This window comes from Brevundimonas bacteroides DSM 4726, from assembly GCF_000701445.1.
In the GTDB taxonomy this organism is placed as follows: domain Bacteria; phylum Pseudomonadota; class Alphaproteobacteria; order Caulobacterales; family Caulobacteraceae; genus Brevundimonas; species Brevundimonas bacteroides.
Genome location: NZ_JNIX01000007.1, coordinates 329,751 through 356,297, shown reverse-complemented (window position 1 = coordinate 356,297; position 26,547 = coordinate 329,751). Strand labels below are relative to the sequence as shown.

25 protein-coding genes are annotated in these 26,547 nt (G+C 69.0%); 14 read left to right on the top strand and 11 right to left on the bottom strand.

Annotated features, from left to right (window positions below; genetic code table 11):
- Genes Q333_RS0103990 through Q333_RS0103980 form a run of 3 tightly spaced genes read left to right on the top strand, consistent with a single transcriptional unit; the run spans position 1 to position 3,334 of the window.
- Positions 1–1,452, top strand: a complete 1,452-nt coding sequence (locus Q333_RS0103990) for a lipopolysaccharide biosynthesis protein (protein ID WP_029415456.1) — start codon at positions 1–3, stop codon at positions 1,450–1,452.
- Complete coding sequence (locus tag Q333_RS0103985) at positions 1,449–2,384, top strand: glycosyltransferase family 2 protein (protein ID WP_029415455.1); 936 nt, start codon at positions 1,449–1,451, stop codon at positions 2,382–2,384. Before Q333_RS0103990 ends, Q333_RS0103985 begins: the two co-directional genes overlap by 4 nt.
- Entirely contained in the window at positions 2,384–3,334 is a 951-nt protein-coding gene (locus Q333_RS0103980; RefSeq protein ID WP_029415454.1) for a glycosyltransferase, read from the top strand. Before Q333_RS0103985 ends, Q333_RS0103980 begins: the two co-directional genes overlap by 1 nt.
- Here Q333_RS0103980 and Q333_RS0103975 read toward each other — a convergent pair.
- Both Q333_RS0103975 and Q333_RS0103970 read right to left on the bottom strand, forming a co-directional pair.
- Entirely contained in the window at positions 3,315–3,995 is a 681-nt protein-coding gene (locus Q333_RS0103975; RefSeq protein ID WP_245591476.1) for a P-loop NTPase family protein, read from the bottom strand. The genes Q333_RS0103980 and Q333_RS0103975 overlap by 20 nt on opposite strands.
- A gap of 63 nt (positions 3,996–4,058) precedes the next feature.
- The gene (locus Q333_RS0103970; RefSeq protein ID WP_029415452.1) at positions 4,059–5,519 is read right to left on the bottom strand and encodes a GumC family protein; all 1,461 of its coding nucleotides are present in this window, start codon (positions 5,517–5,519) and stop codon (positions 4,059–4,061) included.
- A 94-nt stretch (positions 5,520–5,613) separates the two neighbouring features.
- On the opposite strand from Q333_RS0103970, the gene Q333_RS0103965 reads away from it, so the two are divergent.
- Positions 5,614–6,336 (top strand): polysaccharide biosynthesis/export family protein, encoded by a 723-nt coding sequence (locus Q333_RS0103965; RefSeq protein WP_029415451.1) that lies wholly within the window; start codon positions 5,614–5,616, stop codon positions 6,334–6,336.
- A gap of 103 nt (positions 6,337–6,439) precedes the next feature.
- On the opposite strand, the gene Q333_RS0103960 is transcribed toward Q333_RS0103965, so the two are convergent.
- Together Q333_RS0103960 and Q333_RS0103955 are read right to left on the bottom strand one after the other, a co-directional pair.
- A complete protein-coding gene (locus Q333_RS0103960; protein ID WP_029415450.1) occupies positions 6,440–6,751 on the bottom strand; it encodes an SEL1-like repeat protein in 312 nt (103 codons plus the stop codon).
- A gap of 176 nt (positions 6,752–6,927) precedes the next feature.
- The gene (locus tag Q333_RS0103955) at positions 6,928–7,653 is read right to left on the bottom strand and encodes a glutathione S-transferase family protein (protein WP_029415449.1); all 726 of its coding nucleotides are present in this window, start codon (positions 7,651–7,653) and stop codon (positions 6,928–6,930) included.
- A 149-nt stretch (positions 7,654–7,802) separates the two neighbouring features.
- Here Q333_RS0103955 and Q333_RS17810 point away from each other — a divergent pair, with 149 nt between their 5' ends.
- Positions 7,803–8,900 (top strand): RcnB family protein, encoded by a 1,098-nt coding sequence (locus Q333_RS17810; RefSeq protein WP_245591475.1) that lies wholly within the window; start codon positions 7,803–7,805, stop codon positions 8,898–8,900.
- An 18-nt stretch (positions 8,901–8,918) separates the two neighbouring features.
- Here the strand turns inward: Q333_RS17810 and Q333_RS0103945 are convergent, their stop codons facing one another.
- The 4 genes from Q333_RS0103945 to Q333_RS0103930 form a co-directional block, all read right to left on the bottom strand.
- On the bottom strand, positions 8,919–9,194 hold the full coding sequence (locus tag Q333_RS0103945) for a hypothetical protein (RefSeq protein ID WP_029415447.1): 276 nt from the start codon (positions 9,192–9,194) through the stop codon (positions 8,919–8,921).
- Positions 9,185–9,394 carry a hypothetical protein gene (locus tag Q333_RS16310; protein WP_035293689.1) on the bottom strand — a complete coding sequence of 70 codons (210 nt, stop codon included), beginning with the start codon at positions 9,392–9,394 and terminating at the stop codon, positions 9,185–9,187. Before Q333_RS16310 ends, Q333_RS0103945 begins: the two co-directional genes overlap by 10 nt.
- Before the next feature lie 101 nt (positions 9,395–9,495).
- Positions 9,496–9,957, bottom strand: coding sequence for a DNA polymerase III subunit chi (locus Q333_RS0103935; RefSeq protein WP_029415445.1), 462 nt, complete (start codon positions 9,955–9,957; stop codon positions 9,496–9,498).
- A gap of 5 nt (positions 9,958–9,962) precedes the next feature.
- Complete coding sequence (locus tag Q333_RS0103930; RefSeq protein ID WP_029415444.1) at positions 9,963–11,441, bottom strand: leucyl aminopeptidase; 1,479 nt, start codon at positions 11,439–11,441, stop codon at positions 9,963–9,965.
- 92 nt (positions 11,442–11,533) lie between these two features.
- On the opposite strand from Q333_RS0103930, the gene Q333_RS0103925 reads away from it, so the two are divergent.
- The 9 genes from Q333_RS0103925 (at position 11,534) to Q333_RS0103885 (ending at position 23,374) form a co-directional block, all read left to right on the top strand.
- On the top strand, positions 11,534–12,712 hold the full coding sequence (locus tag Q333_RS0103925) for an LptF/LptG family permease (protein ID WP_245591474.1): 1,179 nt from the start codon (positions 11,534–11,536) through the stop codon (positions 12,710–12,712).
- Positions 12,709–13,857, top strand: coding sequence for an LPS export ABC transporter permease LptG (gene lptG / locus Q333_RS0103920; RefSeq protein WP_051651097.1), 1,149 nt, complete (start codon positions 12,709–12,711; stop codon positions 13,855–13,857). The genes Q333_RS0103925 and lptG overlap by 4 nt, the downstream gene beginning before the upstream one ends.
- Before the next feature lie 79 nt (positions 13,858–13,936).
- On the top strand, positions 13,937–16,339 hold the full coding sequence (locus Q333_RS0103915; RefSeq protein ID WP_245591473.1) for an LPS-assembly protein LptD: 2,403 nt from the start codon (positions 13,937–13,939) through the stop codon (positions 16,337–16,339).
- An 82-nt stretch (positions 16,340–16,421) separates the two neighbouring features.
- Positions 16,422–17,747 carry a peptidylprolyl isomerase gene (locus tag Q333_RS0103910; RefSeq protein ID WP_245591472.1) on the top strand — a complete coding sequence of 442 codons (1,326 nt, stop codon included), beginning with the start codon at positions 16,422–16,424 and terminating at the stop codon, positions 17,745–17,747.
- A 4-nt stretch (positions 17,748–17,751) separates the two neighbouring features.
- Positions 17,752–18,747, top strand: a complete 996-nt coding sequence (gene pdxA / locus Q333_RS0103905; protein WP_029415439.1) for a 4-hydroxythreonine-4-phosphate dehydrogenase PdxA — start codon at positions 17,752–17,754, stop codon at positions 18,745–18,747.
- Between the two features lie 9 nt (positions 18,748–18,756).
- Positions 18,757–19,569 carry a 16S rRNA (adenine(1518)-N(6)/adenine(1519)-N(6))-dimethyltransferase RsmA gene (gene rsmA / locus Q333_RS0103900; RefSeq protein WP_029415438.1) on the top strand — a complete coding sequence of 271 codons (813 nt, stop codon included), beginning with the start codon at positions 18,757–18,759 and terminating at the stop codon, positions 19,567–19,569.
- Positions 19,570–19,651: 82 nt separating this feature from the next.
- On the top strand, positions 19,652–21,151 hold the full coding sequence (locus Q333_RS0103895) for an alkaline phosphatase (RefSeq protein ID WP_029415437.1): 1,500 nt from the start codon (positions 19,652–19,654) through the stop codon (positions 21,149–21,151).
- A 95-nt stretch (positions 21,152–21,246) separates the two neighbouring features.
- A complete protein-coding gene (locus Q333_RS0103890; protein ID WP_029415436.1) occupies positions 21,247–22,167 on the top strand; it encodes a dienelactone hydrolase family protein in 921 nt (306 codons plus the stop codon).
- A gap of 52 nt (positions 22,168–22,219) precedes the next feature.
- Positions 22,220–23,374 (top strand): pyridoxal phosphate-dependent aminotransferase, encoded by a 1,155-nt coding sequence (locus tag Q333_RS0103885; RefSeq protein WP_029415435.1) that lies wholly within the window; start codon positions 22,220–22,222, stop codon positions 23,372–23,374.
- Here the strand turns inward: Q333_RS0103885 and gmk are convergent.
- From gmk to fabF, 3 genes are read right to left on the bottom strand one after another with little or no spacing between them, the layout of a single operon-like run.
- Positions 23,341–23,982: a guanylate kinase gene (gmk, locus tag Q333_RS0103880; protein ID WP_029415434.1), complete on the bottom strand. Its 642-nt coding sequence runs from the start codon at positions 23,980–23,982 to the stop codon at positions 23,341–23,343. The two genes, Q333_RS0103885 and gmk, sit on opposite strands and share 34 nt — an antisense overlap.
- 1 nt (position 23,983) lies before the next feature.
- Complete coding sequence (gene mltG / locus Q333_RS0103875; protein WP_035293687.1) at positions 23,984–25,174, bottom strand: endolytic transglycosylase MltG; 1,191 nt, start codon at positions 25,172–25,174, stop codon at positions 23,984–23,986.
- Positions 25,174–26,454 carry a beta-ketoacyl-ACP synthase II gene (fabF, locus tag Q333_RS0103870; RefSeq protein WP_029415432.1) on the bottom strand — a complete coding sequence of 427 codons (1,281 nt, stop codon included), beginning with the start codon at positions 26,452–26,454 and terminating at the stop codon, positions 25,174–25,176. Before fabF ends, mltG begins: the two co-directional genes overlap by 1 nt.
- Between the last annotated feature and the right edge of the window lie 93 nt (positions 26,455–26,547).

Genomic DNA, 26,547 nt, shown 5'->3' with positions numbered 1-26,547 from the left:
ATGTTCTGGCGAGGTGTCTGGGGCTATCTGCCCGCCAACATCGTCCAGGGGCTGGTGGGCTTCGGCTCCATCGTCGTCTTCACGCGACTGCTGAGCCCCGAGGACTTCGGCCGCTACGCCATCGCCTTTTCGGTGATGACCCTGTTTCACGTCGCCACCTTCAGCTGGCTGGAGGCGGCGATGGCGCGTTTCTGGGCCGCCGAGAAGGGCCAGTCGCTGGCCGACCACTTCCTGACGCTCTATCGCACGGCCGCCGTCGTCACCGCCGCTGTCCTACCGCTGATGGCGCTGCTGCTTTGGCTGGCCCCGATCGGCCCCGACATGAAGCTGACCATCGGCATTGCGCTCGCCGGCATTCCGATCCGCTGCCTATCCAAGCTGGCGCAGGAGCGGTTCCGGGCCGCCGGAGAGGTGAGGACGTCCGCAACCATGGACATCTTCGTCAGCCTGGGCGGCTTCGGCTTCGGCGTGGCGGCGGCCTTCGCGGGACTGGGTTCGGCGTCGCCCTTCATCGGCCTTCTGCTCGCGCCGCTCCTCACCCTGCCCTTCGTGCTGCCGGGCGAGCTCCGGCGAGCGAAGGGCGGCATCCTGTATCGTGACCGCCTGTGGTCCTACGCTCGCTACGGCTATCCCATTGCGGCGGGACTGAGCCTGACGCTGGTCATGGCCTCGACCGACCGTTTCCTGCTGGAGGTGTTCCAGGGGCCCGCCGCCGTCGGCGCCTATCACGCGGGTTACAGCCTCGCGAGCCGGACGCTCGACGTGCTGTTCATCTGGCTTGGCGCGGCAGGCACCCCTGCCCTCATCATGGCGTGGGAGCGATCCAGTCGCGAAGGCTTCATGGCCGCCGCCCGCGAACAGGCTTCGACCTTCATCCTGATCGGCTTGCCCGCCGCCGTGGGCCTGGCGCTGGTCGCCCGGCCACTGGCGGACGTCATGATCGGCGAAGACCTGCGGACTGTAGCGGCGTCGGTCACACCGCTGATCGCGGCTTCGGCGCTGCTGTCGGGCATCACGTCCTATTACCTCAGCCAGAGCTTCGTTCTGGGCCGACGAACCGATCGCCTGCTGCTGACGCTATGTATCCCGGCGGGGTCGAACGTCCTGCTCAACCTCGCTCTGGCGCCGACCATGGGCGTCATGGGCGCGGCGATCGCCACGACTATGAGTTTCGGCATCGGCGTTCTGGCCTCCATCGCTATGGGCCGTCGGATCGGAGTGGCCATGCCCATCCCGTGGGAGACACTGGGTCGCTGCGCCCTAGCTTCCCTCGCCATGACCGGAGCCGTGCTGCTCGTGCCTGCGTGGGGTGGGGTGGCCGAACTGTTCTCCAAGGCGGCGGTGGGCGCTGTCGTCTATGGCGTCCTGGCTCTGGGTCTCAACGTAGCTGGGGTGCGCGATCTGGCCGGGCGCCTGATCGGGGCGCGGCTGAACCGGAGGGCGACGGCATGAGCGGTTCGCCCACGATCCAGAACGGCCGCTGGGCCAAGGCGGGGCCTGCCCTGTCGGTGCTGATTCCCTTCCTGCGGGATGACCCGTCAGAGCTGCTGGCCGTGCTGGATCGCGAGGCGGAGGCCCTGAACGGCGCGGTCGAGGTCGTCGTCATGGACGACGGCACGGGGGACGCTGCCCTGACCGACCGCCTGACGGCGCTGGTCGAGGCGATGGTCCTGCCGGTCCGCCTCATCACCCTGCTGGCCAATGAGGGTCGCTCCAAGGGCCGCAACCGGCTGGCGGGAGCCGCGCGCGGCAGTTCGCTCCTGTTCCTAGACAGCGACATGCGGCCGGACAACCACCGCTTCCTCCAGACCTGGGCCGAACTGGTACGCCAGCAGGCCCCCGCCGTGGCCTTCGGCGGCTTCTCGCTCCTCCAGGCGCCGGACGAGCCGCGCTTCTCGGTGCATCGCGCCATGGCGACAAACGGCGAATGCATCGGCGCCACCGAGCGGGCCAAGGCACCCGAGAAATATGTCTACACCTCCAACCTGCTGGTCCGCCGCGACGTGTTCGAGGCGGAGGCTTTCGACGGCGCCTTCACCGGCTGGGGCTGGGAGGACGTGGAGTGGGCCATGCGGGTGTCGCGCCGTTGGCCGGTTCTGCACATCGACAATCCGGCGACCCACATGGGACTGGATACCGTCGAGCAACTGGCCGGCAAGTACGAGCAGTCCGCCGGGAACTTCGCTCGCGTGGTGGCGCGACATCCAGACATCGTCAGGGCCTATCCCAGCTATCGCGTGGCCAAGGCCCTGAAACGCGTGCCGGCGCTGCGACAGGTGCGACCTCTGATCAAACAGGTGGCGCTCGCTGCCTGGGCGCCGACCCGGGCGCGCGCCTTCTCCCTGCGCCTTTACCGCGCCGCCCTCTATGCGGAGGCGGTGTGATGCAGCCGGTCTGCGTCCTGATCCCGACGATGCGGCGGCCCGAGAGTCTGGGGCGGGCGTTGCGGTCCGTGTTCGCTCAGGAGGGCCTGAACGGGCGACCGGTCAGCGTGGTCGTGGTCGACAACGACCCGGCCGGCACGGCCCGGGCGACCGTGGACGCCGTGCGAGCGGAGTGCCCCTTCGCCCTCGCCTATCGCCACGAACCCCGCCCCGGCGTGGCTACGGCGCGGAACGCGGGTCTTGCCGAGACGGACGCCCCCCTGATCGCCTTCCTCGACGACGACGAAGCCGCCTCGCGCGGCTGGCTTGCCGCGCTGCTGAGAGCCCGGGAGGCCACGGGCGCCGACGCTGTCTTCGGCCCCATCGTCGGACGCATCCCGGACGAGACCGGCTGGGCGGCGGCCTATCTGCAGCACTTTTTCGGACGCGAGGGCCCGGTGTCCACACAGCTGATCGATGATGGATACGGCTGTGGAAACTCCCTGATGGTGCGCGCGACGGCCCTGCCCGGCTCCGCGCCTTTCGACACCTCGGCGGACCAGACCGGGGGCGAAGACGACGCCTTGTTCGCGGCGCTTGAGGCGCGGGGCGGCCGGTTCGGCTGGGCGCACGACGCCTGGGTGGAGGAGTTCGCGCCACCGCATCGGGCGACGATGGGCTACGCCCTGGCGCGCGCCTTCGCCTACGGCCAGGGACCGAGCCAGACCGCCGCCAAGGCGCGGGACTGGCCGAGCGTGATGCGCTGGATGCTGATAGGCGCGGCTCAGACGGTCGTGTGGGGCGCGGCCTCCCTAGGCCTGACACTCGTCGCACACCCCCGCCGAGCGGACATGATGGACCGCACAGCGCGCGGATTAGGAAAAGTCTTCTGGATGAGAGGCTTCGAGCCGCAGCTCTATGGTGCCCGTGAACTGCGCCGCCTGGACGCCGTCAGCCCGTCAGCCGCCTGAGGAACGGCGGCGGGGCGTAGGTCGAGCGGTTCACGACCACACCCGCGATTCGGCCGCCCACGGCCTCGATCTCGTCCCTCAGAATCACCGGCTCGACCGCCGAGGTCGCCTCGGTCGCCACCACCAGCACCGTCGCATCGACGAACGGGGCGAGCGTGATCGCGGTGTCCGACCGATCGGCGGCAGGCGCATCGATGACCACCGTGTCGGCGAACTTCCTCATCGCGTCCCAGTAACGGGGATCGGCCAGTGGCTCAGCTCGCTGACCGGAGCGCAGGAGCTCAGCGCGAAAGCGGGTGATCCACAGACGGCCGCCCAGGCACGGCCGCGCGGTCATCAGCCGGGCGTGGGCCACCGGCTTGCGGTCACGACCGATCACCGGCGGGCTGACGGCGAAGAAGCTCGATCCGTTCGGAGAGGACGCGGCGGGCGCTCCCAGGCGGCCGAAACGGTCGAAGTCCGCAGCGACGGCCTCCTGCTGGCCGGGCTGGGCCAGGTCGGCGTCGATCAGCCAGACGGGCTTTCTGGCCCGCACAGCCGCCAGCCGGGCGAACTCGCGCGCGACGGTGGAGGCTCCCTCCCCCGTCGTGGCGCAGGCGATCTGGACGACCCGTCCGCGATGGGCGGGGGCCGGTCCCAGAGCCGCCCAGAGGCCGGCCATTTCGCTCGTGAGGTCGACCATCGAATCGGTTACGCGCTGACTGAACCGGCCAAGGCTAGCATGTCATCCGGCCTTGACCGGCGCGACGGCGAGCACCGGCATCTCCAGCGTCCGTCCGACCATCCCCGGCGTCGACAGCCCCCGCCGCGTGAACACCCGCAACAGGCCGACGCACAGGGCGGTGAAGCCCGCGAACAGGATCACCAGCGCCAGCAGGGGCGCCTTCAGGCTGGTCCCGCGCGTGGGGGCGGCGGCGCGTTCGATGACCCGCACATTGTCGGCGCCCGCGCGAACCAGGCCGTTGTCGGCGCGGCTTTGGGTCTCGCGCTGCTGGAACTCGCGGATTGAGGCGGTCAGCACGTCGCGGTTGGACGCCAGCGTCGCGTTCTCGGACTCCTGACGCGTCATGCGGGCCTGGCGGTCGAGTATCTCTGCCAGCTGGCGGTTCACCGAAGACAGACGCGCGGTCAGGCTGTCGCGCTCGGCCTGGGTGGTGATGCGGGTGGTCTCCAGCTCAGTCCAGATCGGGTTCGGTCCAAGGCGCACTTCCTTGGCCCCCACGGTGGTGCCCGAGGCGACATATTCCTGAAGCTGGGCGATGCGGGCCTCGATGTCGCGAACCGGCTGGCTGTCGGGCTGATAACGGGCCAGCAGCTGTTCGCGCTCGGTGCGCAGCGTCAGGATCTGGTCCTGGGCGGAGACGTTCAGGTCCTGCTGCAGGGCGATCTCGGCCGGCACGCGGGCCAGCTGCGCCTCGATGGTGACCAGCCGCCGGGCGGCCTGGTTCAACTGGTTCTCGACCGACAGCTTCTCTGTCAGGGTCGATTGGTAGACGGCAGCGAGCGCCGTCTTGGTCGCGGCGAAATCCCCGATCTCGTTGGACGACAGGAAGGTCTCATAGGCCCGGTCCACATCGGCCAGCTCGTCCTCGAAGGCCCGGCGCTGGCTGGCGATGGCGGAGGTGGAGCGGTCCTGGAACACCTCGCGGCGATAGATCAGGTACTGGTCGATGATGGCGTTCAGCACCCGCGCCGACTTCTCGGCGCTGTCGCTCTCAAAGCCCAGACCGATGGTCGAGCCCTGCGGCGTGGTGGAGATCGACAGGCCGTCATTGATGAACTTGATGGCGTCGCCTTCCTGCTTCTCGACCGGATCGGTCGAGACGCGGCCGGGCTTCTGGAAGAAGGGCAGACCGAGCGCGCGCACGGCCCTCAGCTTCACCTCGCGGCTGCCGATGATGTTGGCCTCGGTCTGGGCGACCTCGCCGGGTGCCGGAGGCGTGGACTGGCGGTCTGTCATCCCGCCCACGCGGGGTTGATAGACGTATTCCTGGCCCGCGCCGACGAACAGGCTGGCCCCGGCGGTGTAGGTCTTCTTCAGCGTCAGGACAGCCGCGGCACCGATGGACAGAACAACCAGGAACACCAGCACCATAACCCACAGCTCGCGGAACAGCAGGCCGACGACATCGCCGAACCCGTATCGAGGGCGGGCCGAGACATAGGCTGTGGCCGTGGAACGCATGGGCGGACGGAGTTCCGGGGAATCGTGAACGTCCCCGATCCTTCGCCGGTCGGCGTTAACCACTGATTACCCATGTTCGGCGAGCCTCGCGCTCATGATGGATCGGCGGCGGATTCTGTGGGGTGTTCTGGGCGCGGCCGTCGCGGCCTCGACCAGCGCGTGCGCCTCGGGCCAGAGCCGACCGACCAACCGGGTGCAGCGGGGCGGCTTTTCCGACATCGCCTTCGCCGACTGGACCGACGCCGAGCCGGAGTACGTTCTCTATCCCGGCGACGAGATCGACGTCGCCCTGCCGACGGCGACGGAGCTGAACCGGTCGCTGAGGGTCGGCCCGGATGGCCGCATCGCCCTGCCCCTGATCGGCCAGGCCATGGCGGCGGACCGGACGCTGGCGGAGCTGGAATACACGCTGAGCGAGGCCTACGCCTCGCAGCTGGTGCGGCCGGTGGTGGAGATCACGCTGAAGCAGGCTGGACCGATCCAGGTCTGGGTGGCCGGCGAGGTTCGCACGCCCGGCGTCATCGCCCTGAACGGCGACCTCGACGCATATCAGGCGGTGGTCCAGGCCGGCGATTTCCTGGCCACCGCCAAGCCGCAGGAGGTGGCGCTGATCCGGCGCGGGCCGGGTGGCGTTCGCATGATGCGGGTCGTTGACCTGAGGCCCCGCCGCGGCGAGGTCGTCGCGCTGCGCCGCGGAGACATCCTCTATGTGCCACGCTCGACCCTGGGCGAGTTGGCCAACTTCTTTACCCAGATCCGCAACGCCCTGCCGATCGGGTTCAACTACTCGATCAACGGGCAGTATCAGTCATTTTAATGGGCTACCGCTCGCGACGCGGTCGCTCGGTACTTGAGCCCGGTTTGGAGCGCTAAGCTCGCCTACGGTAGTCTCGCTGCTTGAGCGCGGCTCGCGGCCTGGATTACGCCGCCAGCTTGACCACGCCCGCGTCGATGTAGCGACGCGCGGCGCGCTGGGCCTCGGCGATTTCGTCGCGTTCCATCTCCTCGGACATCTCGCGGCGATAGACCCGGGCTTCGATCGAGCCCTTCATGGCCGCCAGGTTGAAGATCATGTGGGCCGAGACCCGGTCCATCGGGCAGCCGCCCGAGCCCGAGGAATACATCATCCCCAGTCGGAACAGGGCGTCGCCGTCCATGTCGGGCGTGGGCAGAGGCAGCGGCGCGGCCTCGACTTCGTTGATCGCTTCCGGCGCGGTTTCGTGCGCGTTCATCGTCGTATCCTTTGCGATGGCCGACCCTTCTGGTCCGCCTCTCTGACACGCGATCAAATACCGCCGGTTTGAAGTTAAAGTTAACAGCGGTGCGGCCGCCAAACTCTTTTCAGTAAAAGCGAAATGAATACTCCGCAGGAGATTCAGGACTGCGAAATACACTGTAAACGTCTGATTCAGGATTTCCGCGCGCGTTGACCGAACAGGAGCTTCCTCGCCTCCTCCGCCGCCTTGCCGGACGCCGCCAGATTGCTGCGCAGGTCGTCGCCGACCGCCCTGCCTTTCTGCACCGCCGGACGCGCACCAACGCGCTCGACCCAGGCCTTCAGATTGGGGAAGTCCGCCAGTTCCTGCCCCTGGGGCTGTGGCAGGATCCAGGGCCAGGCGGCCATGTCGGCGATGGAGTAGTCGCCGGCCAAGAACTCGCGGTCCGCCAGGCGCCGATCCAGCACGCCGTAGAGGCGGTTGGTCTCGTCGGTGTATCGCCGCACGCCATAGGCGATCTGGCGCTGGTCCTTGATGAGGGCGGGCGCGTACTGGCGGAAGTGGTGCGTCTGGCCTGCCATCGGGCCGAGACCGCCGACCTGCCAGAACAGCCATTGATCCACCTCGGCACGGGCGCGGACATCAGTCGGATAGAAGCGGCCCGACTTGTTCCCGAGATACTGCAGGATCGCCCCGCTCTCGAAGATCGACAGCGGCTGTCCGCCCGGGCCGTCCGAATCGACGATGGCGGGCATGCGGCCGTTGGGGCTGATGGCTTGAAACTCCGGCGTGAACTGCTCGCCCCGGCCGATGTTCACCGGCTTCAGCTCATAGGGCAGGCCCATCTCCTCCAGCGCGATGGAGACCTTCCAGCCGTTGGGCGTCGGCCAGTACCAGAGCTCGATCGGGGCGGTCATGGCGGCGTCTCCTAAAAGCTTGGCTGGTGCTGATCTGGGCGGCGGCGGGGCCGGCCGCAAGGCGTCAGGGGCCGTTCAGACGCCGTTCATGGGGCGAAGCAGACGGTGCCATCGAGCCGCCGGATATCGGCGTGCGGGGACAGACGAGAATGAGATCGATGTTGAAGGCATTCGCCGCCACGGCCGCGCTGGCGCTGGTGGCCGGGCTGCCGACTGTGGCGCTGGCCCAGGACGAGGTGCAGCAAGAGGCACCAGCGCCCAACATGGTCGGCGCCAGCTTCCGGCCGGATGAAACGTCCGCGCCGCCGGTGCAGAACTGGAATGACGGCCCGCGCGTAGAACCGGTTCAGGATCGGGGTGGGCGCGGCGATGGCGGCGGACGCCGGGATCGCGGTGGCGATGGCGACGGCGGCCGCAGGGATCGTGGCGGCGACGGTGAACGCGGCGGCGGCGGGTGGAACCGGGGAGGCGGCGACAACGGTGGCCTGACGCCTCCCGCTCCGCCGCCTCCCGTCATTGAACAACCCGATCAGACGCCCGGTGGCGGCTGGAACCGCGATGGCCGTGGCCGCGATCGGGACGGCGACGGTCCGCGCGATCGCGGCGGACGCCCGGGTCGCGACAGCGGAGGTCAGGACAGCGGCTACGACCGGGACCGCGACGGTGACGGCAATCGCTGGAACCGCGACGGTCAGGACTGGGACCGCGACAGGGACAGGGGCGGCGATCGGGATCGCGACGGACGCGACCGTGATCGTTGGGACAGACATCGCGACCGCAACGGCGGCGGATGGAACGGTGGAAACTGGAACGGCGGCAATGGCGGCTGGGATCGCGACCGGGGCGGACAGTGGGATCGCGACCGCTCGCGGCGGCGCGACTACGACGGCTTCCGCAATCGCTGGAACCAGAACCAGTGGCGGCGCGACTGGAACCGCAACCGAGGCTACGACTGGTGGCGCAATGACCGGGGCTTCCGGGGCTATAACGGCTTCCGCTTCGGCTTCTATTTCGCGCCGGGCCACGGCTATTACTCGGTGCCCCGGAACTATTGGGGTCAGAGGTGGTATCCGGGCGACTACCTGCCGTCGGTCTTCTGGCGGTATCAGCTGAACGACTGGCGGACGTTCGGCCTGGGCTTCCCGCCGCCGGGGACGCAGTGGGTCGCGGTCGACAACCACATCTATCTGATCGACAGCTACGACGGTTACATCATCGAGGTCATCTTCGACGCCTGGCGCTGGTAGCGCCCCGGCGCACCGGGGTCAGCCGCAGTCGACGCTGCGGATGATCCCGGTGGCTTCCTCGAAGCGCACGTTCAGCCGGTCCGGGCGATAGTCGCGCGTCGTCGGGCAGGTGGTGCAGACGATCCGGACATTGGCGTCGGCCGGAAAGGTCACGGCCCCGACATGCGTGCCGACCAGCGACTGGGCGGCCGCGGCGTCGCACCGGCCGGGCCCCGCTGCGGGCGACGTCGGCTCGGGCGTGGCCGCGCACGCGGCGACGGCGCCGACGGCGCCCAGCGTCAGGATCATCCGCATCGCACCTGCTCCACGATCTCGGTCTGGGTGTTGTAGAAGATGTTCAGCCGATAGGCCGAGAAGTCCATCGTCACGGGGCATGTGGTGCAGGTGACGCGGCGGTTCACCACCTCGACCGGCACGGGGATTTCATTGCGGTGCCGGCCGATCAGGTACTGGAAGTCCCGGGCCTTGCAGAGGTCGTCGTCCGCGTCCGGCATCCGGCTGCCGACCGGCTGGTTCTCTTCCGCGCGCTCGACAACAGCGGGCGCGGTCGCCTCGGGCGGGGTGGAGGAGCAGGCGGCGAGGAACAGCGCGGCGATCAGGCCGCTTTTTCCCAGCGCCCCTCGTCCGACTGTTTCCAGAAGGCGAGGTTGGCCCCCTGGTCCTTCAGCGCCTTCCAGCGCGCTCGCGCCGTGGTCAGGGCCGTGTCGTCCCGGCCGTCGAAGATGATGAAGCATCGCTCGAACTCCTCTGTCAGGCTCATGTCTGATCCATCGACGATGAACAGCGCCTGAGAACGGTTCAGGTTCGCGTCGTCCGCCGTCAACAGGATCGGCTGGCGCTCCGCGTGCGGCTCCTCGGCCGAGCCATGGGCCAGGAAGCTGTCCTCGCGCCAGGTCCACAGCCGCTCGTCGATCTCGCGCCGCTGATCGTCATCGGCGACGCGCACGCGCGCGCGCCAGCCGCGCTGAAGCGTCCGGTCAAGCAGTTCGGGCAGCACCTGGTCCAGTGTCGACCGCTCCATGTGATAGAACCAGACCTCGCCGGACGCTTCCGTCATGCGGATCAGCCCTCGTAGGTGTCGGCCACCATTCGATCGAGCAGGCGCACGCCCCAGCCCACCGGACCGTCCGGCACGGTCGGCCGCGTCGATTTGTTGACCCAGGCCGTCGGGGCGATGTCGATGTGCGCCCAGGGCAGGCCATTGACGAACCGCTGCAGGAATAGAGCGGCGGTGATCGAACCGCCGTCGCGCCCGGCCGAGTTCTTCACATCGGCGTTCACGCTGTCCATGATCTTGTCGTACTGGGGCGGCATCGGCATGCGCCAGACGTTCTCGCCGACCTTGGGGCTGGCGGCCAGGATGGCGTTGGCCAGCTCGTCGTCGTTCGAGAAGACGCCCGCGTAATCCAGGCCGAGCGAGATGATCATGGCGCCCGTGAGCGTCGCCAGATCGACCATGAACTTCGGCTTGAAGCGGTCCTGCGTGTACCAGAGGGCGTCGGCCAGAACGAGGCGACCTTCCGCGTCGGTGTTGATGACCTCGACCGTCTGGCCCGACATGGACTTGACGATGTCGCCCGGACGCTGGGCGTTACCGTCGGGCATGTTCTCGACCAGGCCCAGAACGCCGACGGCGTTGACCTTGGCCTTGCGGCCCGCCAGCGCGTGCATCAGGCCGGCGACAGCGGCGGCGCCGCCCATGTCCCAGATCATGTCCTCCATGCCCTGGGCCGGCTTGATCGAGATGCCGCCGGTGTCGAAGCAGACCCCCTTGCCAACGAAGGCGATCGGCTGGTCGCCCGGCTTGCCGCCGTTCCACTGGATGACCGCCAGCTGGCTCTCGCGCACCGAGCCCTGGCCAACGCCCAGCAGGACGTGCATGCCCAGCTTTTCCATTTCCTTTTCGCCAAGGATCTCGACCTTGAGGCCGAGCGGCTCCAGCGCCTTGACGCGGCGGGCGAACTCTTCGGGATAGAGGACGTTGGCGGGCTCGGCGACCAGGTCACGCGAGAAGTAGATGGCGTCGGCGACGGCGTTCAGGGGCTCGAACGCGGCGGCAGCGGCCTTGGCGTCCTTGGTGACGATGTGCACCGCCTTGATCGACGGCACCTTCTCCGGCTTTTCCTTGGTCCGGTACTTGTCGAAGCGATAGGCGGCCAGGCGCACGGCGAAGGCGGCGCGCGCGGCCTGCTCGGCCGACAGGTGCGACAGGTCGATCGTCAGGGCCTCCAGCCCCGACAGCTTGACCGCGTGATAGGCCGCGCCCACCGCCGTCTCGAGCGCCAGGTCGTCGAACTTGGCCGCGTCGCCGGCGCCGCTCAGCACCACCAGATCACAGTCCAGACCGCCCGGGGCGGCGACCAGCGTCGTGGAGTTGGCGCCGCCGGTGAAGCGGCTGGCACCCATGGCCTTGGTCAGGACGCCCGACGCGGCGGCGTCGTGGTCCGCTCCCGCACCGGCAAGCGCGCGGCCGTCATGGACGAGAATGGCGAGAGCGCCCGCGCGGCGGGCGTCGGCGACGAAATCGATCGTGAGGGGCAAAACGGACTCCAGCCGGGTTCAGGCCCGGTCGTTGATACTGTGAAGCTTGCTTATAGCCGCCATTGTCGGCGGCTCGCCAGCGCGTGTATTAGATGCGCCGCAACGAACGCGCCCGCAACCGGGTGATCCCCATCGCCCGCATGACCCTGATTCAGCGCTACCTTTTCCGACAGATCGCCCTGCCCGTCGTCGGGGCCTGCGCGTCGCTGGCCGGAATCGGCATCCTGTCGCAGAGTCTGGATCAACTGGAGGTCATCGTCGAGCGCGGCCAGAGCGTGTGGGTCATGCTGAAGCTGACCCTACTGGCGGTGCCTCAGCTGTTCGCGGTCATCCTGCCGATCGGCCTGTTCGTCGGCGCCCTGATCGCCCTGACCCGGCTCCAGCGCGAGCAGGAGCTGACCGCCGCCTATGCGAGCGGCATGACCCGCTGGCGCATGATCGAACCCGGCGCGCGGCTGGCGGCCATCGTCGCCGTGGTCATGCTGATCACCAACGTCCTGATCCAGCCGTGGGCCCAGCGCGAGGCGCGCGATCAGGCCTTCGAGATCCGCACCGACCTCGCCGCGCTGCTGGTCGAAGAAGGCCGCTTTGTCCAGGGACCGAACGGCCTGACCGTCTACGTCCAGGAGATCGAGCAGAACGGCCTGCTCAAGAACCTCTTCATCTACATTGAGGACGGCGACGAAGTGACGACCTGGGATGCGTCGGAAGCCCGTTTCGGTCGTGTCGACGGCCAGCCGGTCCTGACCATGCAGGCGGGATCGTGGCAGCAGTACAGCTCCGCCGGAGTGCTGCAGCAACTGTCGTTCGACCGTTGGGTCTTCCAACTTGCACCGTACGTCACCGACACCGAAACGGTCCGCTACAAGCCGTCGGACCTCTATCTTGACCAGCTCTTCGACCCATCGGCGCAGCTGATCGAAACCGCCGGATCGCGCGGCGAACTGCTGGCCGAGGCGCACGCGCGTCTATCCTCGCCGCTCTATGCGCTGGCGGCTATGGCGATGGCCCTGACGGCAATCCTCGGCGGAGCCTTCAGCCGGACGGGCTATTCCGGCCGCATCGCCAAGGCCTCGGCCGCATTCCTGCTCGTGCGGATCGTCGGCTACGCCGTGGTAGCCGCCAGCGCCTGGAACGGCTGGCTGAACGTATTCCAGTACCTGCTGCCCATCGCCGCGACGGCGGTGTCGCTGCGGCTGCTGTTCCGGGCGCTGAAGCCCCGGCGGGCGAGCGGCTGGTCGCTCTCGGCGCTGAAGGCGCGGGTCGCATGACGACGCTCGGCTCCGTCTCCGCCGCGCCCCGCCATGTGCTGAGCGCCCTCCGGCTTGGCCGGATCGAACGCTATGTGCTGATTCAGCTGGCCCGATCTCTGGCGGTGGCGCTCGGCGTCATCTCCGCGCTCGTCATGCTGATCGACTTCGTGGAGATCTCCCGCGGGCTGGGCTCGGACACCGACCTGTCGGCGTTGCGCATCTTCGGCCTGATGCTGGTCAAGAGCCCGGCGGTCATCGTCCAGCTTCTGCCCTTCGTCTTCCTGTTCGGGACCCTGTCGGCCTTCGTCAGCCTGAACCGTCGCTCCGAGCTCGTGGCCATGCGGGCGGCGGGCGTCTCGGCCTGGCGCTTCGTGCTTCCTGCGGCGGGCGCGGCGCTGGCTTTCGGCATTTTGACGGTGACTGTCATCGGCCCGTTGGCCGCGTCCGGCGACGGGCTGTTCCAGCGCGAGCGGCAACGCATCTCGGGCTCTGTCATGAGCGGCGAGGAGCAGGAGGCGATCTGGCTACGCGAAGGCGACGGACCGCGCCAGATGGTCATCCGCGCCGGCCGGCAGGACCGCGCCAACGCCCGCCTGCTGGACGTGACCTTCTTCATCTACACCACCGACCCCAACGGTCGCCGCGCCTTCACCGAGCGGATCGACGCCGAGGCCGCCAGCCTGTCCGCCGGCCGCTGGCGCCTCTACGACGCCGTAGGCGCCCAGACCGGCCAGCGCGCCATGCGTTACGCCACCCTCGACCTGCCCTCCGCGCTCGCGGACGAGGAGGCGTTCGAACGCTTCGCCCGGCCCCAATCGACCCCCTTCTGGTCCCTGCCCGGCCAGATCCAGCGAATCGAGGACGCGGGCTTCTCGTCCACCGCCTACCAGCTGCGCTTCCAGCAACTGCTTTCCACGCCCCTGACCTTCGCGGCCATGACCATCCTGGCGGCGGCGTTCTCGCTGCGGCTGATGCGGCTGGGCGATCTAGCGCGCATGGCGGTATCGGCCGTGGTGCTGGGCTTCGCCTTCTTCTTTCTGACCCAGTTCTCGGCGGCGATGGGGTCGGCGGAGGTCGTGCCGCCGCTGGTGGCCGCCTGGCTGCCGGCGGTGCTGACGGCGCTCGCCGCCTTCACCTTGCTGTTCTATACCGAAGACGGCTAAGCCCCTGTCCGGCGGGGGCCATCAGGAGCGGTTCTTCATTCCCATGCGGCCCGGCGGTTTCGTTCCGATGACCCAGGCTTTGCGCCTCCGCCTTCTGGCCGGAGCGGCGGCGATCGCCTGCCTGCCGGGCCTGGCCGCCGCCCAGACCGCGACGCCACGCCAGCCCGACATCCAGCCCGAGACCGGCGGTCTGACCCCCGGCGCCCTCTACATCGAGGCCGACAGCGCCGGGCGCATCGGCGATGTGATCTCGGCGACCGGCGAAACCGAGCGGGTGTTCGCCCGCTATCAGGACCACACCCTGATCGGCCGCTCCATCACCTTCGATATCGCCCAAGGGATTGGCACGGCCGACGGTGAGGTCGAGCTGACGGACCCGGAGGGCAACCGCGTCTTCGCCAGCCATCTGGAGCTCGACGAGGACCTGCGCGCTGGCGTCGCCGTCGATTTCGCCACCCGCCTGACCAACGGGGCCAGCCTGATGGCCGCGACGGCGGTGCGGCGCAGCGAGAACGTCAACGAGCTGAACTACGCCCTCTTCACCCCCTGTCCCATCTGCGACGAGGACGGCAATCCCAAGGAACCCAGCCTCTCCATCCAAGCGGAAAAGGTCGTACAGGACGAGGAGTTGCGGGCGATCCTGTACCGCAACGCGGTGTTCAAGCTGGGCGGCGTTCCAGTGTTCTGGCTGCCCGCCTTCGCCCACCCCGACCCGACGGTGGAGCGAGCCTCGGGGTTCCTGGTCCCTACGGTCAACTACGACGACGGGCGCGGCCTGTCGGTCGAGACGCCCTATTTGCGCGTCGTCTCGCCGTCCGAGGACTGGCTGATCAGCCCCCAGTTCAACACCCGCGTCCTGCCCTTCCTGAACCTGCAGTGGCGGCGGCGATTTGCAGACGGGACGGTCGTCCTGCGCGGCGGGGCGACCTATGCCCGCAACTTCGGCGACTTCGATCTGGACGGCGACGGCGACGCCGAATCCAACGTCGACTTCGGAGACCGCACGGCGCGCAGCTACTTCCTCGGCTACGGCCGGTTCGATCCGGCCGGCCCTTGGCGCTGGGGCTTCACGGCCGAGCGGACCTCGGACAAGACCCTGTTCGACCGCTACGACATCCAGGATCCGTATGCGGACAACGGCCTCTACTACGGCGACCAGCGACGCCTGATCAGCCAGATTTATGCCGAGCGCCAGACCGAGCGGTCCTATCTGTCGGTCGCGGCCTTCACCATCCAGTCGCTGCGAGTGTCTCGGTTCGACCCGGTCACGCCGGCGCTGAACGAGTTCGAAGACGACGACGCGCTGCCGCTGGTCGCGCCGCTGATCGATGCGCGCTGGGAGCCTGAGACGGCAGTACTGGGCGGGCGTCTGCGCCTGCGCGGTTCGGCCGTGTCACTCTATCGCGAGCGCTATTTCGGCAGCCCGGTTCTGCGTCCCGAGGTCATTCCGACCGGCTCGACCGTCGGCCTGCCCGGCGTCGACAGCCGCCGCATCACCGGCCAGGCCGACTGGCGTCGGGCTTTCATCGCGCCGGCCGGCGTTCGCTACGAGGCCTTCTTTGACGGCCGGGTCGATGTCTATTCCGTCGATGACCTGCCGCCGGTCCTGGGGCTGGAGAACGAGACCATCACGCGCGAACGGGCCACGCTCGGCCTGGACGTTAGCTATCCCCTGATCCGTCGCCTCGCGAACGGGGCCGACCTGATTGTCGAGCCGATGGGCCAGCTGTCGCTCTCGACCGACCCCGACCTGGACCCCCGCATACCCAACGAGGACGCCGAGACCATCGAACTGGACGAATCGTCCCTGTTCCGCGTTGACCGCTTTCCCGGCTACGACCTGATGGAGGGCGGCCTGCGCCTGACAGCCGGCGTCCGCACGACCATCCGCTGGGACCAGGGTCGCAGCGCCAGCTTCTTCGTCGGCCGCAGCATGCGCGACGCCGAGCAGGACGACTTTCGCGTTCCGATTCCGGACGATCCGACCCGGCTCTATGATCCAACGGGTCTCGCGTCTCAGACCTCGGACTGGGTCGTGCAGGGCGAGTTCAAGCCGTCGGACCGAATCCGTGGCTGGGGCCATGCCACGGTCGACGGATCCGGCGATCTACGCCGCGCCGAGGCCGCCGTCGACGGGCGCTGGGGCCGCCGCAACCTGGCGACCGTCAGCTACATCCTGGATCGCTCCAACCCGCTGGATGGCCCGCTGAACCGGAACTACGAGTTCGTGCAGGTCGCGGCGCAGCAGTTCGTCTATGGCAACTGGGGCGTGACGGTCGCGGGCATCGCCGATCTGGAGCGCGATCTGATCACCCGGTCCGAAGTGGGCCTGCTGTTCGACGACGACTGCTTCCGCATCGAGGTTGGCTATCGCCGCGACAATACGCGGGTCCGCCCCACCGGACCGTCCGAGGGCGTCTTCTTCCGTCTCAACCTCGCCACTTTTGGCGGGTCAGGGTATGGATCGAACGGCCTGCGTTAGGCATGAGGCGTCAAGACAGCGCCCGCCCGGTCCAGAACCGACGCGCGAGGCTTCGAGGGAACCAGGACTGACCATGGGTTTGATGCGTATTTCGACCGCTGTCGCTATGGCCGCGCTGGTCGCGGGCTCCGCGACCGCCCAGACCGCACCGGCAGGACAGGCGGCCGGCACGCTGGATCCGGCGGCCGAACAGGCTCCGGCTGCACCGGCGGCGCCCGCGCCGGAGTTCCGGCTGGCGGACGGCATCGTCGCCACCGTCAACGACCAGATCATCACAGGCTTCGACCTGCGCCAGCGCATGCTGACGGTCATCGCCATGAGCCAGGTCCAGCCGACCGAGGAGAACATCCCCGCGATCCAGCAGCAGGCGCTGCAGGCCCTGATCGAGGAGCGTCTTCAGGCCCAGGAAATCGCGAACTACGAAACCTTGGTGGTGACCGACGAGGAGGTCGATCAGGAAATTGCGGCCATGGCCCAGGACGCGGGCGTGACGCCGGACCAGTACATGGGCTTCCTGGCCCAGGGGGGCATCCGGCCCGAACAGATGCGCCAGCAGCTGCGCACCGAAATCGGCTGGCGCCAGCTCGTCGGCGGCCGCTTCAACACCCGCTCTCGCGTCAGCCGCACTCAGGTCGAACAGGCGTTGCGTCAGCTGTCTGAGGCGGCTCAGCGACCCCAATACCTGATCGGCGAAATCTACATCGAGGCCGCTCGCGTGGGCGGCCAGCAGGCGGCCTTGAACGGGGCCGAGCAACTGGTCGCTCAGATGGTCCAGGGCGCCCCGTTCCAGGCTGTGGCCCGCCAATTCTCGGCCGCGCCGTCGGCCGCGCGCGGCGGCGACGCCGGCTGGATTGTCCAGGGCACCGTCCAGCCCGCGCTCCAGACCGCGCTCGATACCCTTCAGGTCGGCCAGCTGTCGCGTCCGATCCCGGTCGAGGGCGGCGTCTACATCATCTACATGCGCGACAAGCGGTCCGGCGCGGCGACCAGCCTGGTCAGCCTGAAGCAGGCCATGATCGAACTCCCTGAGACCGCCAATGAAGCCGAGGTGGCCGCCGCGACCGAACGTCTGACGACGCTCCGACCCCAGCTGACGTGCGACAACATCCTGCAACGCACCACCTCCGAAACGGGGCTTTTGGGCTCGGACCTGGGCGAAAGCGATGTCGCCAACCTCGCGCCCCAGTTCCAGCAAGTTGCCCGCTCGGCCGAGGTCGGTACGGTCTCGAACCCAGTCCGCACCCCCTTGGGTCTGCACCTTGTCGCCGTCTGCGGGCGGCGTGTGGGCGGTGCCGACGCGCCCTCCTATCGCGAGGTCGAGGCGCGGCTACAAAACCAGAACCTGGCCATGCTCGCGCGCCGCTACATCCGCGATTTGCGCGCCGACGCCCTGATCGAGGTCAAGTAGGCCCTTGGCCCGGCCGCCCCTGGTCCTGTCGCTCGGCGAGCCCGCCGGGATCGGACCGGAAGTCTTGGCCAAGGCCTGGACGGCGTTGAAAGGCGAGAAGCCCTTTTTCGTCCTGGGCGACGCCTGGTTGCTTGCCGCGCAGGGTGGACCCGTCGTCGAGATCACCGACCCGGCGGAGGCGCTCTCGGCCTGCGCGACCGCCTTGCCCGTCCTGCACCATCCCGCGCCTGCGCCGGTGACGGCCGGCGCGCCGGATGTCCGCAACGCCAGCGTCGTCGCCGACTGGATCGAGCGGGCGGTCAATCTGTGCCTGGCGGGCGAGGCGTCAGGTCTGGTCACCGCCCCTATCGCCAAGGCTCCGCTCTATGCCGCCGGCTTCCGCTTCCCGGGCCATACCGAGTTCATCGCCGAACTGACCGCAGACACGCCCTTCGACGGCACGCGCGGGCCGGTCATGATGCTGACGGCCAGGGACCTGCGCGCCTGTCTCGTCACCATCCACCTGCCGCTGGATCAGGTGCCGGAGATGGTCACGGCCGAACGGGTCAAACGCACCGCCCGCGTCGTCCACGAATCGATGCGCCGCGACTTCGGCATCGCTGAGCCGCGACTGGCGCTCGCCGCCCTGAACCCCCACGCCGGAGAGAGCGGCGCGCTGGGCCTTCAGGAAATCGAGGTGCTCAGGCCCGCTGCTGCAGACCTGCGCGCCGAGGGCATCGCGATCACCGACCCCCTCCCCGCCGACACGATGTTCCACGACGAGGCCCGCGCGACCTACGACGCCGCCGTCTGCCTGTATCACGACCAAGCCCTGATCCCGGTCAAGACGCTGGACTTCTGGGGCGGGGTGAACGCGACGCTGGGTCTGCCCATTGTGCGCACCTCACCCGACCACGGCACGGGCTTCGAGATCGCGGGCAAGGGCGTGGCTCGTCCCGATAGCCTGATCGCGGCGATCCGCCTGGCGGCGGAGATGGCGGCGGCGCGCGCCAGAGGCTAACAGCGGCGGGTGACCGACCTGCCCTCCTTGCGCCAATCCCTGGAAGCCCACGGCCTGCTGGCCAAGAAGAGCTTCGGCCAGCACTTCCTGCTGGACCTGAACGTCACACGAAAGATCGTCCGACTCGCCGGTCCGTTCGAGGGCCGCGCCGTCATCGAGGTCGGCCCCGGTCCCGGCGGTCTGACACGCGCCCTGCTGGAAAGCGACCTTTCCCGGCTGGTTCTGGTCGAAAAGGACCCCCGCTTCCTGCCCCTGCTGTCCGAGCTCGACGACGGCTCTGGCCGCCTGACGATCGTCGAGGGCGACGCGCTGAGGGTCCGGGAGGCCGACCTCGTCGAAGGCCCGACCCACCTCGTCTCCAACCTGCCCTACAACGTCGGCACGCCGTTACTGATCAAGTGGCTGACCGGGCCGTGGACGCCCCACGCCCTGACCCTGATGTTCCAGAAGGAGGTCGCCGAACGCATCGTCGCCCAGCCCGGCGACGACGACTATGGCCGCCTCGCCGTCATCGCCCAGGCAACGGCGACGGCGAAGATCGTCATGCACCTGCCCGCCGCCGCCTTCACCCCCCCGCCGAAGGTCGCCTCGGCGGTGGTGCATCTGGTGCCGCGCCTCGACCGCCCCGCGCCCGACCTGCTGAAGCGGCTGGAGCGGGTCACCGGGGCCGCCTTCGGCCAACGCCGCAAGATGCTGCGCTCCAGCCTCAAGCCGCTGGGCGGCGGCTCCCTATGCGAAGCCGCCGGGGTGGATCCCGACGCCCGCGCCGAGACCATCGACATCGCGGGCTTCCTGCGGCTCGCCGAGGCCTTGCGGCCTTAAGTCCCTTGGTTCCGGCCCAGCCGCATCGAAAAACCGTCATCGCCTCCGGTTAGGCCTCGCCGCTCACAGTCTGGAGTGCTTCATGATCGTCCGCGCCGCCCTCGCCGCCGTTCTTCTCGCCGGATCGGCCCCGATCGCCCTGGCCCAGGAACCGTCCCAGGCCGCCGACAGCTACTTCGTCGAGGCGCGTGCGGACCTGGAAGCCCGCCTCAGCACCCAGCCGACCATGGGGCGGGCGCGCAACATCATCCTTTTCATCGGCGACGGCATGGGCGTCAGCACCCTGACGGCGGCGCGCATCCATCAGGGCCAGCTGGCGGGCCAGGACGGCGAGTCGACCTGGACGGCGATGGACCGCCTGCCCTACTCCGCGCTGGTCCGCACCTACGCCCACGACGCCCAGGTGTCGGACTCCGCGCCGACCGCGACGGCGATGGTCGCCGGGGTCAAGACCCGCAACGACATCATCGGCCTGGACCAGACCGCCACCCTGAACGACTGCCCCGGCTCGCGCGGACGCGAGGTGCAGTCCATCTTCACCGTGGCCGAGGCCGCCGGTCTACGCACCGGTGTGGTCTCCACCGCCCGCATCACCCACGCCACCCCGGCGGCGGCCTATGCGCATGTCGCCAACCGCGACTGGGAGAACAGCAGCGAACTTCCTGCCGAGGCGCGCGAGGCCGGTTGCGTCGACATCGCCCGCCAGATGATCGAATGGCCCCACGGCGACGGACTGGACGTCATCCTGGGCGGAGGACGCTCCCAGTTTCTGCCCACGGCCGCCACGGACCCCGAGGACACCCAGGCGCGCGGCCTGCGCGACGACGGTCGGGACCTGGTCCAGGAATGGCAGGCGCGTCATCCGGATGGCCGCTATGTCTGGAACGCGACCCAATTCGCCGATCTCGGCGCGGACCGGCCCGTGCTCGGCCTGTTCGAGCGCGACCACATGGAGTTCGAGGCCCAGCGGGCATCGGACGCCGGGGGCGAGCCGTCCCTGACCGAGATGACGCTCAAGGCGCTGGACGTCCTCGAGGGCGGCGAGGGCTATGTCCTGATGGTCGAGGCGGGCCGGATCGACCACGCCCACCATCTGGGCGCCGCCGCCCTGGCGCTGGGCGACACGGTCGAGCTGGATCGCGTGGTCGCGGCGGTCATGGCCCGGGTCGACCTGTCCGACACCCTGGTGATCGTGACCGCCGACCACAGCCACAACTTCACCATGGCCGGCTATCCCCAGCGCGGAAACCCCATCCTGGGCCTGGTCGTCGACGTGGATGGCGACGTGGTCGAGGCCCGCGACGGACACCCCTACACCACCCTCGCCTACGCCAACGGCCCCGGCGCCGTGATCGGGCCGCGTCCGGACCCCAGCGTGGCGGACACCACGGCCCTGACCTATCAGCAGCAGGCGCTGGTGCCGCTGGGCTCGGCCAGTCACGGCGGCGAGGACGTGGCCGTGCGCGCGGCGGGTCCCTGGGCGCACCTGTTCCAGGGCACCATCGAGCAGCACCTGATCTACCACGTCATGCGTCATGCCATGACCCAGCCGGAACCGGACGACCAGGTCTCGACCGACTGAGGCCGACCTGCGGCTCCTGCGCCGATGGCGCCGCTCGCGGACTTGATCCACAGTGAACGCGCCTCCGTCTAGAGAGGCGAATGAGGGAGGCCCCGATGGGCGACGACAGCAAGAAGATCCCGGCCGAAGCGGTCGACCTCTATACCCGCTTCATCCACGGCGAGATCGACCGGCGAGCCTTCGCCACGGGCGTCAGCCGCTACGCCGTCGCCGGCCTGACCGCCACGGCGATCATCGAGGCTCTGATGCCCCACTATGCCCTGGGCCAGCAGATCGCCAAGGACGACGAGCGCATCCGCGCCGACTACGTCACCGTGCCCTCGCCCGACGGCCACGGCGAGATCCGGGGCTATTTCGTCCGCCCGTTCAGCGCCGATTCGCGCAGCGCCACACCCGCCAGGCTGCCCGGCGTGGTCGTGATCCACGAAAACCGGGGTCTCAATCCGCACACGGAGGATGTGGCCCGCCGCTTCGCCCTGGCCAACTTCAACGCCTTCGCCCCCGATACCCTGACCAGCGTCGGCGGCTATCCGGGCGACGACTATCGCGGCGGCCAGCTGTTCTCTTCGCTCGATCGCAACAAGATGACCCAGGACCTGCTGGCCGCCGCCCGCTGGCTCCGGACCCGCGAGGACGGCAACGGCAAGCTCGCCGCCACCGGCTTCTGCTACGGAGGGGCCGCGTCCAACCTGCTGGCCGGCATGATGGGCGAGGAACTCGCCGCCGCCGCGCCCTTCTACGGCGGGGCCACGCCGTCCGAGCTCGTGCCCGCGATCAAGGCCGCCATCCTGATCCACCACGGCGCGCTGGACGGACGCCTGGCCGAGGGCTTTCCCGCCCAGATCGCCGAACTGGAGCGGCACGGCATCACCCACGAAGGACACCTGTGGCCCGACTCGGTCCACGGCTTCTTCAACGACGCCACGCCGGAACGCTACAACCCGACCACGGCCGCCCAGGCCTGGGACCGGACGCTGGCGTGGTTCAACCAGTACACGCGGACGCCCGCAGCCTGATCGTCATCGCACGGGCTTGTCGCCGGTCGGCCTCTCCGCCTAGACCGGCGACATGACCGCTGCCATCGAGCCGTTTCGCGCCATCGTCATCAGCCGCCTGGCCCATGCGCTGAAGGCCGAGGGCCGCAGCGTCATCCACATGGAGTTCGGCCAGCCCTCGACCGGCGCTCCGCCCCGCGCGATCGCCGAGGCGCACCGCGTGCTCGACGCCGACGGCATGGGCTATTGGGAAAGCGCGCCGCTCAAGACCCGGATCGCGCGGCTGTATCAGGACCGATATGGCGTTGAGGTCACGCCCGACCGCCTGCTGCTGACCTGCGGGGCCTCCCCCGCCCTGGTGCTCGCGCTCTCCTCACGCTTCCAGCCCGGCGACCGCATCGCCATGGCCCGGCCCGGCTACGTCGCCTACCGCAACGTCGTGAAGGGGCTGAACATGCAGGCGGTCGAGATCGCCTGCGGCCCGGCTCAGCACTATCAGCTGACCGCCGCAGCGCTCGAGGCGCTGGACCCGGCCCCCGCCGGCGTCATCGTCGCCAGCCCCGCCAACCCGACCGGTTCGGTGATCGCCGAGGCCGAACTGGCCCGCATCGCCGAGGTCTGTCGGCGGCGCGGCGTCCAGATCATCTCCGACGAAATCTACCACGGCCTCAGCTACGTCGGCCCCCAGCCGACCCTGCTGCGCTTCGAACCCGAGGCGATGGTGATCAACAGCTTCAGCAAGTACTGGAGCATGGCCGGCTGGCGCCTCGGCTGGCTGCTGGTCCCGTCGGACCACATCGAGGCGGCCAAGGCCTACATCGGCAACCTGTTCCTGACCCCGCCCTCGCTCAGCCAGCACGCGGGCCTGGTCGCCATGGACGAGCACGAGGTTCTGGAAGGCCATCTGGAGGTCTATCGCCGGAACCGCGCCCTCATGCTCGACGCCCTGCCGCGCCTGGGCCTGAAGACCATCGCCCCGCCCGACGGCGCCTTCTACATCTGGGCCGACATCGGCCACCTGACCGACGACAGCGTCGGCTTCTGCGAACGCCTGCTGAAGGACACCGGCGTCGCCACGGCTCCGGGTGTGGACTTCGACCCCGTCGAGGGCCACCGCTTCATGCGCTTCAGCTTCGCCGTTTCGACACCTGAGATCGAGGAGGCCCTGCGCCGGCTGGAGGCGTGGTTCGCGGGTCAGACGTCCTCGGACAGCAGCGCCTCGCGGTAGCCTTCCACCCAGGTATTCCGGAACCGGCGACTGCGCTCGGCGTGGTAGATGTGGGCCAGCTCGGCATAGGACCGGTCGAAGTCGTCGTTGACGAAGACATAGTCGAACTCGGCGCAGTGCTCGATCTCGCCCTTGGCGTTCTGGATGCGCCGTTCGATGACCTCCTCGGCGTCCTGAGACCGGGTCACCAGGCGGCGACGTAGCTCGGCCAGGCTGGGCGGCAGGATGAAGACGCGCACGGCGTCGTCGGGGCATTTGTGCGCGATCTGGCGCGCGCCCTGCCAGTCGATGTCGAACAGCACGTCGCGGCCCTCCGACAGCGCCCGCTCGACCGGCTCGCGCGGGCTGCCGTAGCGGTTTCCATGCACATCGGCCCATTCCAGAAAGGCGTCGGCGTCGATGCCCGCCTGGAACTCTGCGTGATCGACGAAGTGATAGTCGCGGCCCGCCACCTCGCCCGGCCGGATGCCGCGAGTGGTCATGGACACCGACAGTTCCAGTCCGCCGTGATCGGCCATCAGGCGGCGGCACAGGCTGGTCTTGCCGGCCCCGGACGGGCTGGCGACGATCAGGAGGACGCCTCGGCGCGGCGTGCGGTCGTTGGACATTCTAGCTCTGGGACGGGTTGGCGGCGGGCACCGTCGTGCGCGCGGGCGTCGCCGGACGCAAGGTCCCCGGCGGCTGCATGGTGATGACGGCGTCGCCGGTCGGGGCGGGCGTTGCTGCGGCTGCGGGCGCTTCCGGAGTCGGACGAGCGTCGGGCGGGACGACCTCGGCAGGCTCTCCCGCGCGCTGGGCCTCGATGGCGCGCCAACGGGCGACGTTCCTCAGATGCTCCTCATAAGTTCGGGCGAAGGCGTGGCCGCCCGTCCCGTCGGCCACGAAGAACAGATCATCCGTTGACGGAGGATTGAGCACCGCTTCCAGCGACTGCCGCCCCGGATTGGCGATCGGCGTCGGCGGCAGGCCGTCGATCAGATAGGTGTTGTAGCCCGTGTCGCGCTCCAGCTCCGAGCGCCGGATGCCCCGCCCCAGCGGCCGCCCCTTGGTGATGCCGTAGATGATGGTCGGGTCGCTCTCTAGGCGCATGCCCTGTCGGATGCGGTTCGAGAACACCGCCGCCACGCGAGGGCGTTCCGCCGCCACGCCCGTCTCCTTCTCGACGATGGAGGCCAGGATCACGGCCTCCTCGGGCGTGCGGACCACGGTGTTGGGGCTGCGCCGCGCCCAGAGTTCGGCCAGGTTCTCCTCGGCCGCGCGCTGCATGCGGGCGATCACGGCCTGGCGGCTCTCGCCGCGCGTGACCTCATAGGTCTCGGCCCACAGCGACCCCTCTTCCGGGATCTCGTCGATGGTGCCGGTCAGCACCGCCTCCCGGTTCAGGATGTCGACGGCCTGGGCCGAGGACCAGCCCTCGGGGATGGTCACGAAGTGTCGTACGACGCGGCCATCGGTCAGCAGGCCGATGACGGTCTTCAGCGACGCCCGGCTGGGCACCTCATACTCGCCCGCCCTCAGCCGCCGGTCCGCCCCGGTCAGGGTCGCGGCCGCCTTGAACATGTCGACCGACCGGATCACGCCCGCGTTCTTCAGCCGCGCCGCGATGGCCGAGACGCCAGAGCCGCTGGGCAGGGTCACGATGGTCGATTCGTCGTTTTGGGCCGGCGGACCGGGCGAATAGTAGACGCTCCAGGCCCAGGCCAGGCCCGCGATCAGGAACAGGCTCACCGTGGCAGAGGCCGCCAGCAACGCCGCGATCAGGCCGGGTCTTTTCTGGCCCGGCGTCCCCCCGAACACCATCAGGCGACCTTGCGGAACAGGATGGAGGCGTTGGTGCCGCCGAACCCAAACGAATTGGACATGGCCACGTCGATCTCCATCGGCTTGCCCTTGTGTGGCACGAGGTCGATGGCGGTTTCGTGTTCCGGGTCGTCCAGGTTGATGGTCGGCGGCGCGATCTGGTCGCGGATGGCCAGCACGCTGAACACCGCCTCGATGGCCCCGGCGGCGCCGAGCAGGTGGCCGGTCATGGATTTGGTCGAGGACATGGCCAGATGACCCGCGTGATTGCCCACCAGGCGCTCCACGGCGCGCAGCTCGATCCAGTCCGCCATCGTCGAGGTGCCGTGGGCGTTGACGTAGTCGATGTCGGTGACGTCGATGCCCGCCCGCTTCACCGCCGCCTTCATGGCCCGATAGGCGCCGTCGCCGTCCTCGGACGGAGCGGTGATGTGGAAGGCGTCGCCCGACATGCCGTAGCCGATGACCTCGGCATAGATCTTGGCCCCGCGCGCCTTGGCGTGCTCGTATTCCTCCAGCACCAGGACGCCTGCCCCCTCGCCCATGACGAAGCCGGCATGGCCCCGGTCATAGGGTCGCGACGCCTTCTCCGGCGTGTCGTTGTAGGCGGTGCACAGGGCCTTGCAGGCCAGGAAGCCGGCGATGCCGATCGGCACGATGGAGCTCTCGGCCCCGCCCGCCACCATCACGTCGGCGTCGTCGAAGGCGATCATCCGGGCCGCGTCGCCGATGGCATGGACGCCCGAGGCGCAGGCCGTGACGACCGCATGGTTGGGCCCCTTCAGCTGATGCCGGATCGAGATCTGGCCCGAGACCAGATTGATCAGGGCCGACGGGATGAAGAAGGGGCTGATCCGGCGTGGGCCGCTCTCGGCCAGGATCTGGGCGCTCTCGGCGATGGGGCCCAGGCCTCCGATCCCGGCGCCCATCATGACGCCGGTGCGTTCCTTGTCTTCGTCGGTCTCGGGATGCCAGTTGGCGTCGTTCAGGGCCTCGTCGGCGGCGGCGATGCCGAACAGGATGAAGTCGTCGACGCGCTTCCTCTCCTTGGGCGACATGATGGCGTCGGCGTCGAAGCTGCCGGGCACGTCCGGGCCGCCGCCGCCGCGCCCGTCGACGCTGGGCACCTCGCCGGCGATGGTGCAGGCGAAACCTTCCGTGTCGAAGGCGGTGATCGGCCGAATGCCGGAGCGACCCTCGACGATGCCCTTCCAGCTGTGTTCGACACCCGTGCCGAGGGGCGTGACGAGGCCGAGACCGGTGACGACGACGCGGCGCATGGCGAGCTCCAGCTCCGTTAAGCGTGATTCAGAAACAGTAATGGCCGCCGGGCCTCTCCGCTAGGAGCGCCGGGCGGCCATTGGATGCCGATG

Bases quoted from the DNA above. Each gene is read 5' to 3' on its own strand.
- Q333_RS0103990 (WP_029415456.1), top strand. From the start codon at position 1: ATGTTCTGGCGAGGTGTCTGGGGCTATCTGCCCGCCAACATCGTCCAG.
- Q333_RS0103985 (WP_029415455.1), top strand. From the start codon at position 1,449: ATGAGCGGTTCGCCCACGATCCAGAACGGCCGCTGGGCCAAGGCGGGG.
- Q333_RS0103980 (WP_029415454.1), top strand. From the start codon at position 2,384: ATGCAGCCGGTCTGCGTCCTGATCCCGACGATGCGGCGGCCCGAGAGT.
- Q333_RS0103975 (WP_245591476.1), bottom strand. From the start codon at position 3,995: ATGGCCGGCCTCTGGGCGGCTCTGGGACCGGCCCCCGCCCATCGCGGA.
- Q333_RS0103970 (WP_029415452.1), bottom strand. From the start codon at position 5,519: ATGCGTTCCACGGCCACAGCCTATGTCTCGGCCCGCCCTCGATACGGG.
- Q333_RS0103965 (WP_029415451.1), top strand. From the start codon at position 5,614: ATGATGGATCGGCGGCGGATTCTGTGGGGTGTTCTGGGCGCGGCCGTC.
- Q333_RS0103960 (WP_029415450.1), bottom strand. From the start codon at position 6,751: ATGAACGCGCACGAAACCGCGCCGGAAGCGATCAACGAAGTCGAGGCC.
- Q333_RS0103955 (WP_029415449.1), bottom strand. From the start codon at position 7,653: ATGACCGCCCCGATCGAGCTCTGGTACTGGCCGACGCCCAACGGCTGG.
- Q333_RS17810 (WP_245591475.1), top strand. From the start codon at position 7,803: ATGAGATCGATGTTGAAGGCATTCGCCGCCACGGCCGCGCTGGCGCTG.
- Q333_RS0103945 (WP_029415447.1), bottom strand. From the start codon at position 9,194: ATGCGGATGATCCTGACGCTGGGCGCCGTCGGCGCCGTCGCCGCGTGC.
- Q333_RS16310 (WP_035293689.1), bottom strand. From the start codon at position 9,394: ATGCCGGACGCGGACGACGACCTCTGCAAGGCCCGGGACTTCCAGTAC.
- Q333_RS0103935 (WP_029415445.1), bottom strand. From the start codon at position 9,957: ATGACGGAAGCGTCCGGCGAGGTCTGGTTCTATCACATGGAGCGGTCG.
- Q333_RS0103925 (WP_245591474.1), top strand. From the start codon at position 11,534: ATGCGCCGCAACGAACGCGCCCGCAACCGGGTGATCCCCATCGCCCGC.
- lptG (WP_051651097.1), top strand. From the start codon at position 12,709: ATGACGACGCTCGGCTCCGTCTCCGCCGCGCCCCGCCATGTGCTGAGC.
- Q333_RS0103910 (WP_245591472.1), top strand. From the start codon at position 16,422: ATGCGTATTTCGACCGCTGTCGCTATGGCCGCGCTGGTCGCGGGCTCC.
- Q333_RS0103895 (WP_029415437.1), top strand. From the start codon at position 19,652: ATGATCGTCCGCGCCGCCCTCGCCGCCGTTCTTCTCGCCGGATCGGCC.
- Q333_RS0103890 (WP_029415436.1), top strand. From the start codon at position 21,247: ATGGGCGACGACAGCAAGAAGATCCCGGCCGAAGCGGTCGACCTCTAT.
- Q333_RS0103885 (WP_029415435.1), top strand. From the start codon at position 22,220: ATGACCGCTGCCATCGAGCCGTTTCGCGCCATCGTCATCAGCCGCCTG.
- gmk (WP_029415434.1), bottom strand. From the start codon at position 23,982: ATGTCCAACGACCGCACGCCGCGCCGAGGCGTCCTCCTGATCGTCGCC.
- mltG (WP_035293687.1), bottom strand. From the start codon at position 25,174: ATGGTGTTCGGGGGGACGCCGGGCCAGAAAAGACCCGGCCTGATCGCG.
- fabF (WP_029415432.1), bottom strand. From the start codon at position 26,454: ATGCGCCGCGTCGTCGTCACCGGTCTCGGCCTCGTCACGCCCCTCGGC.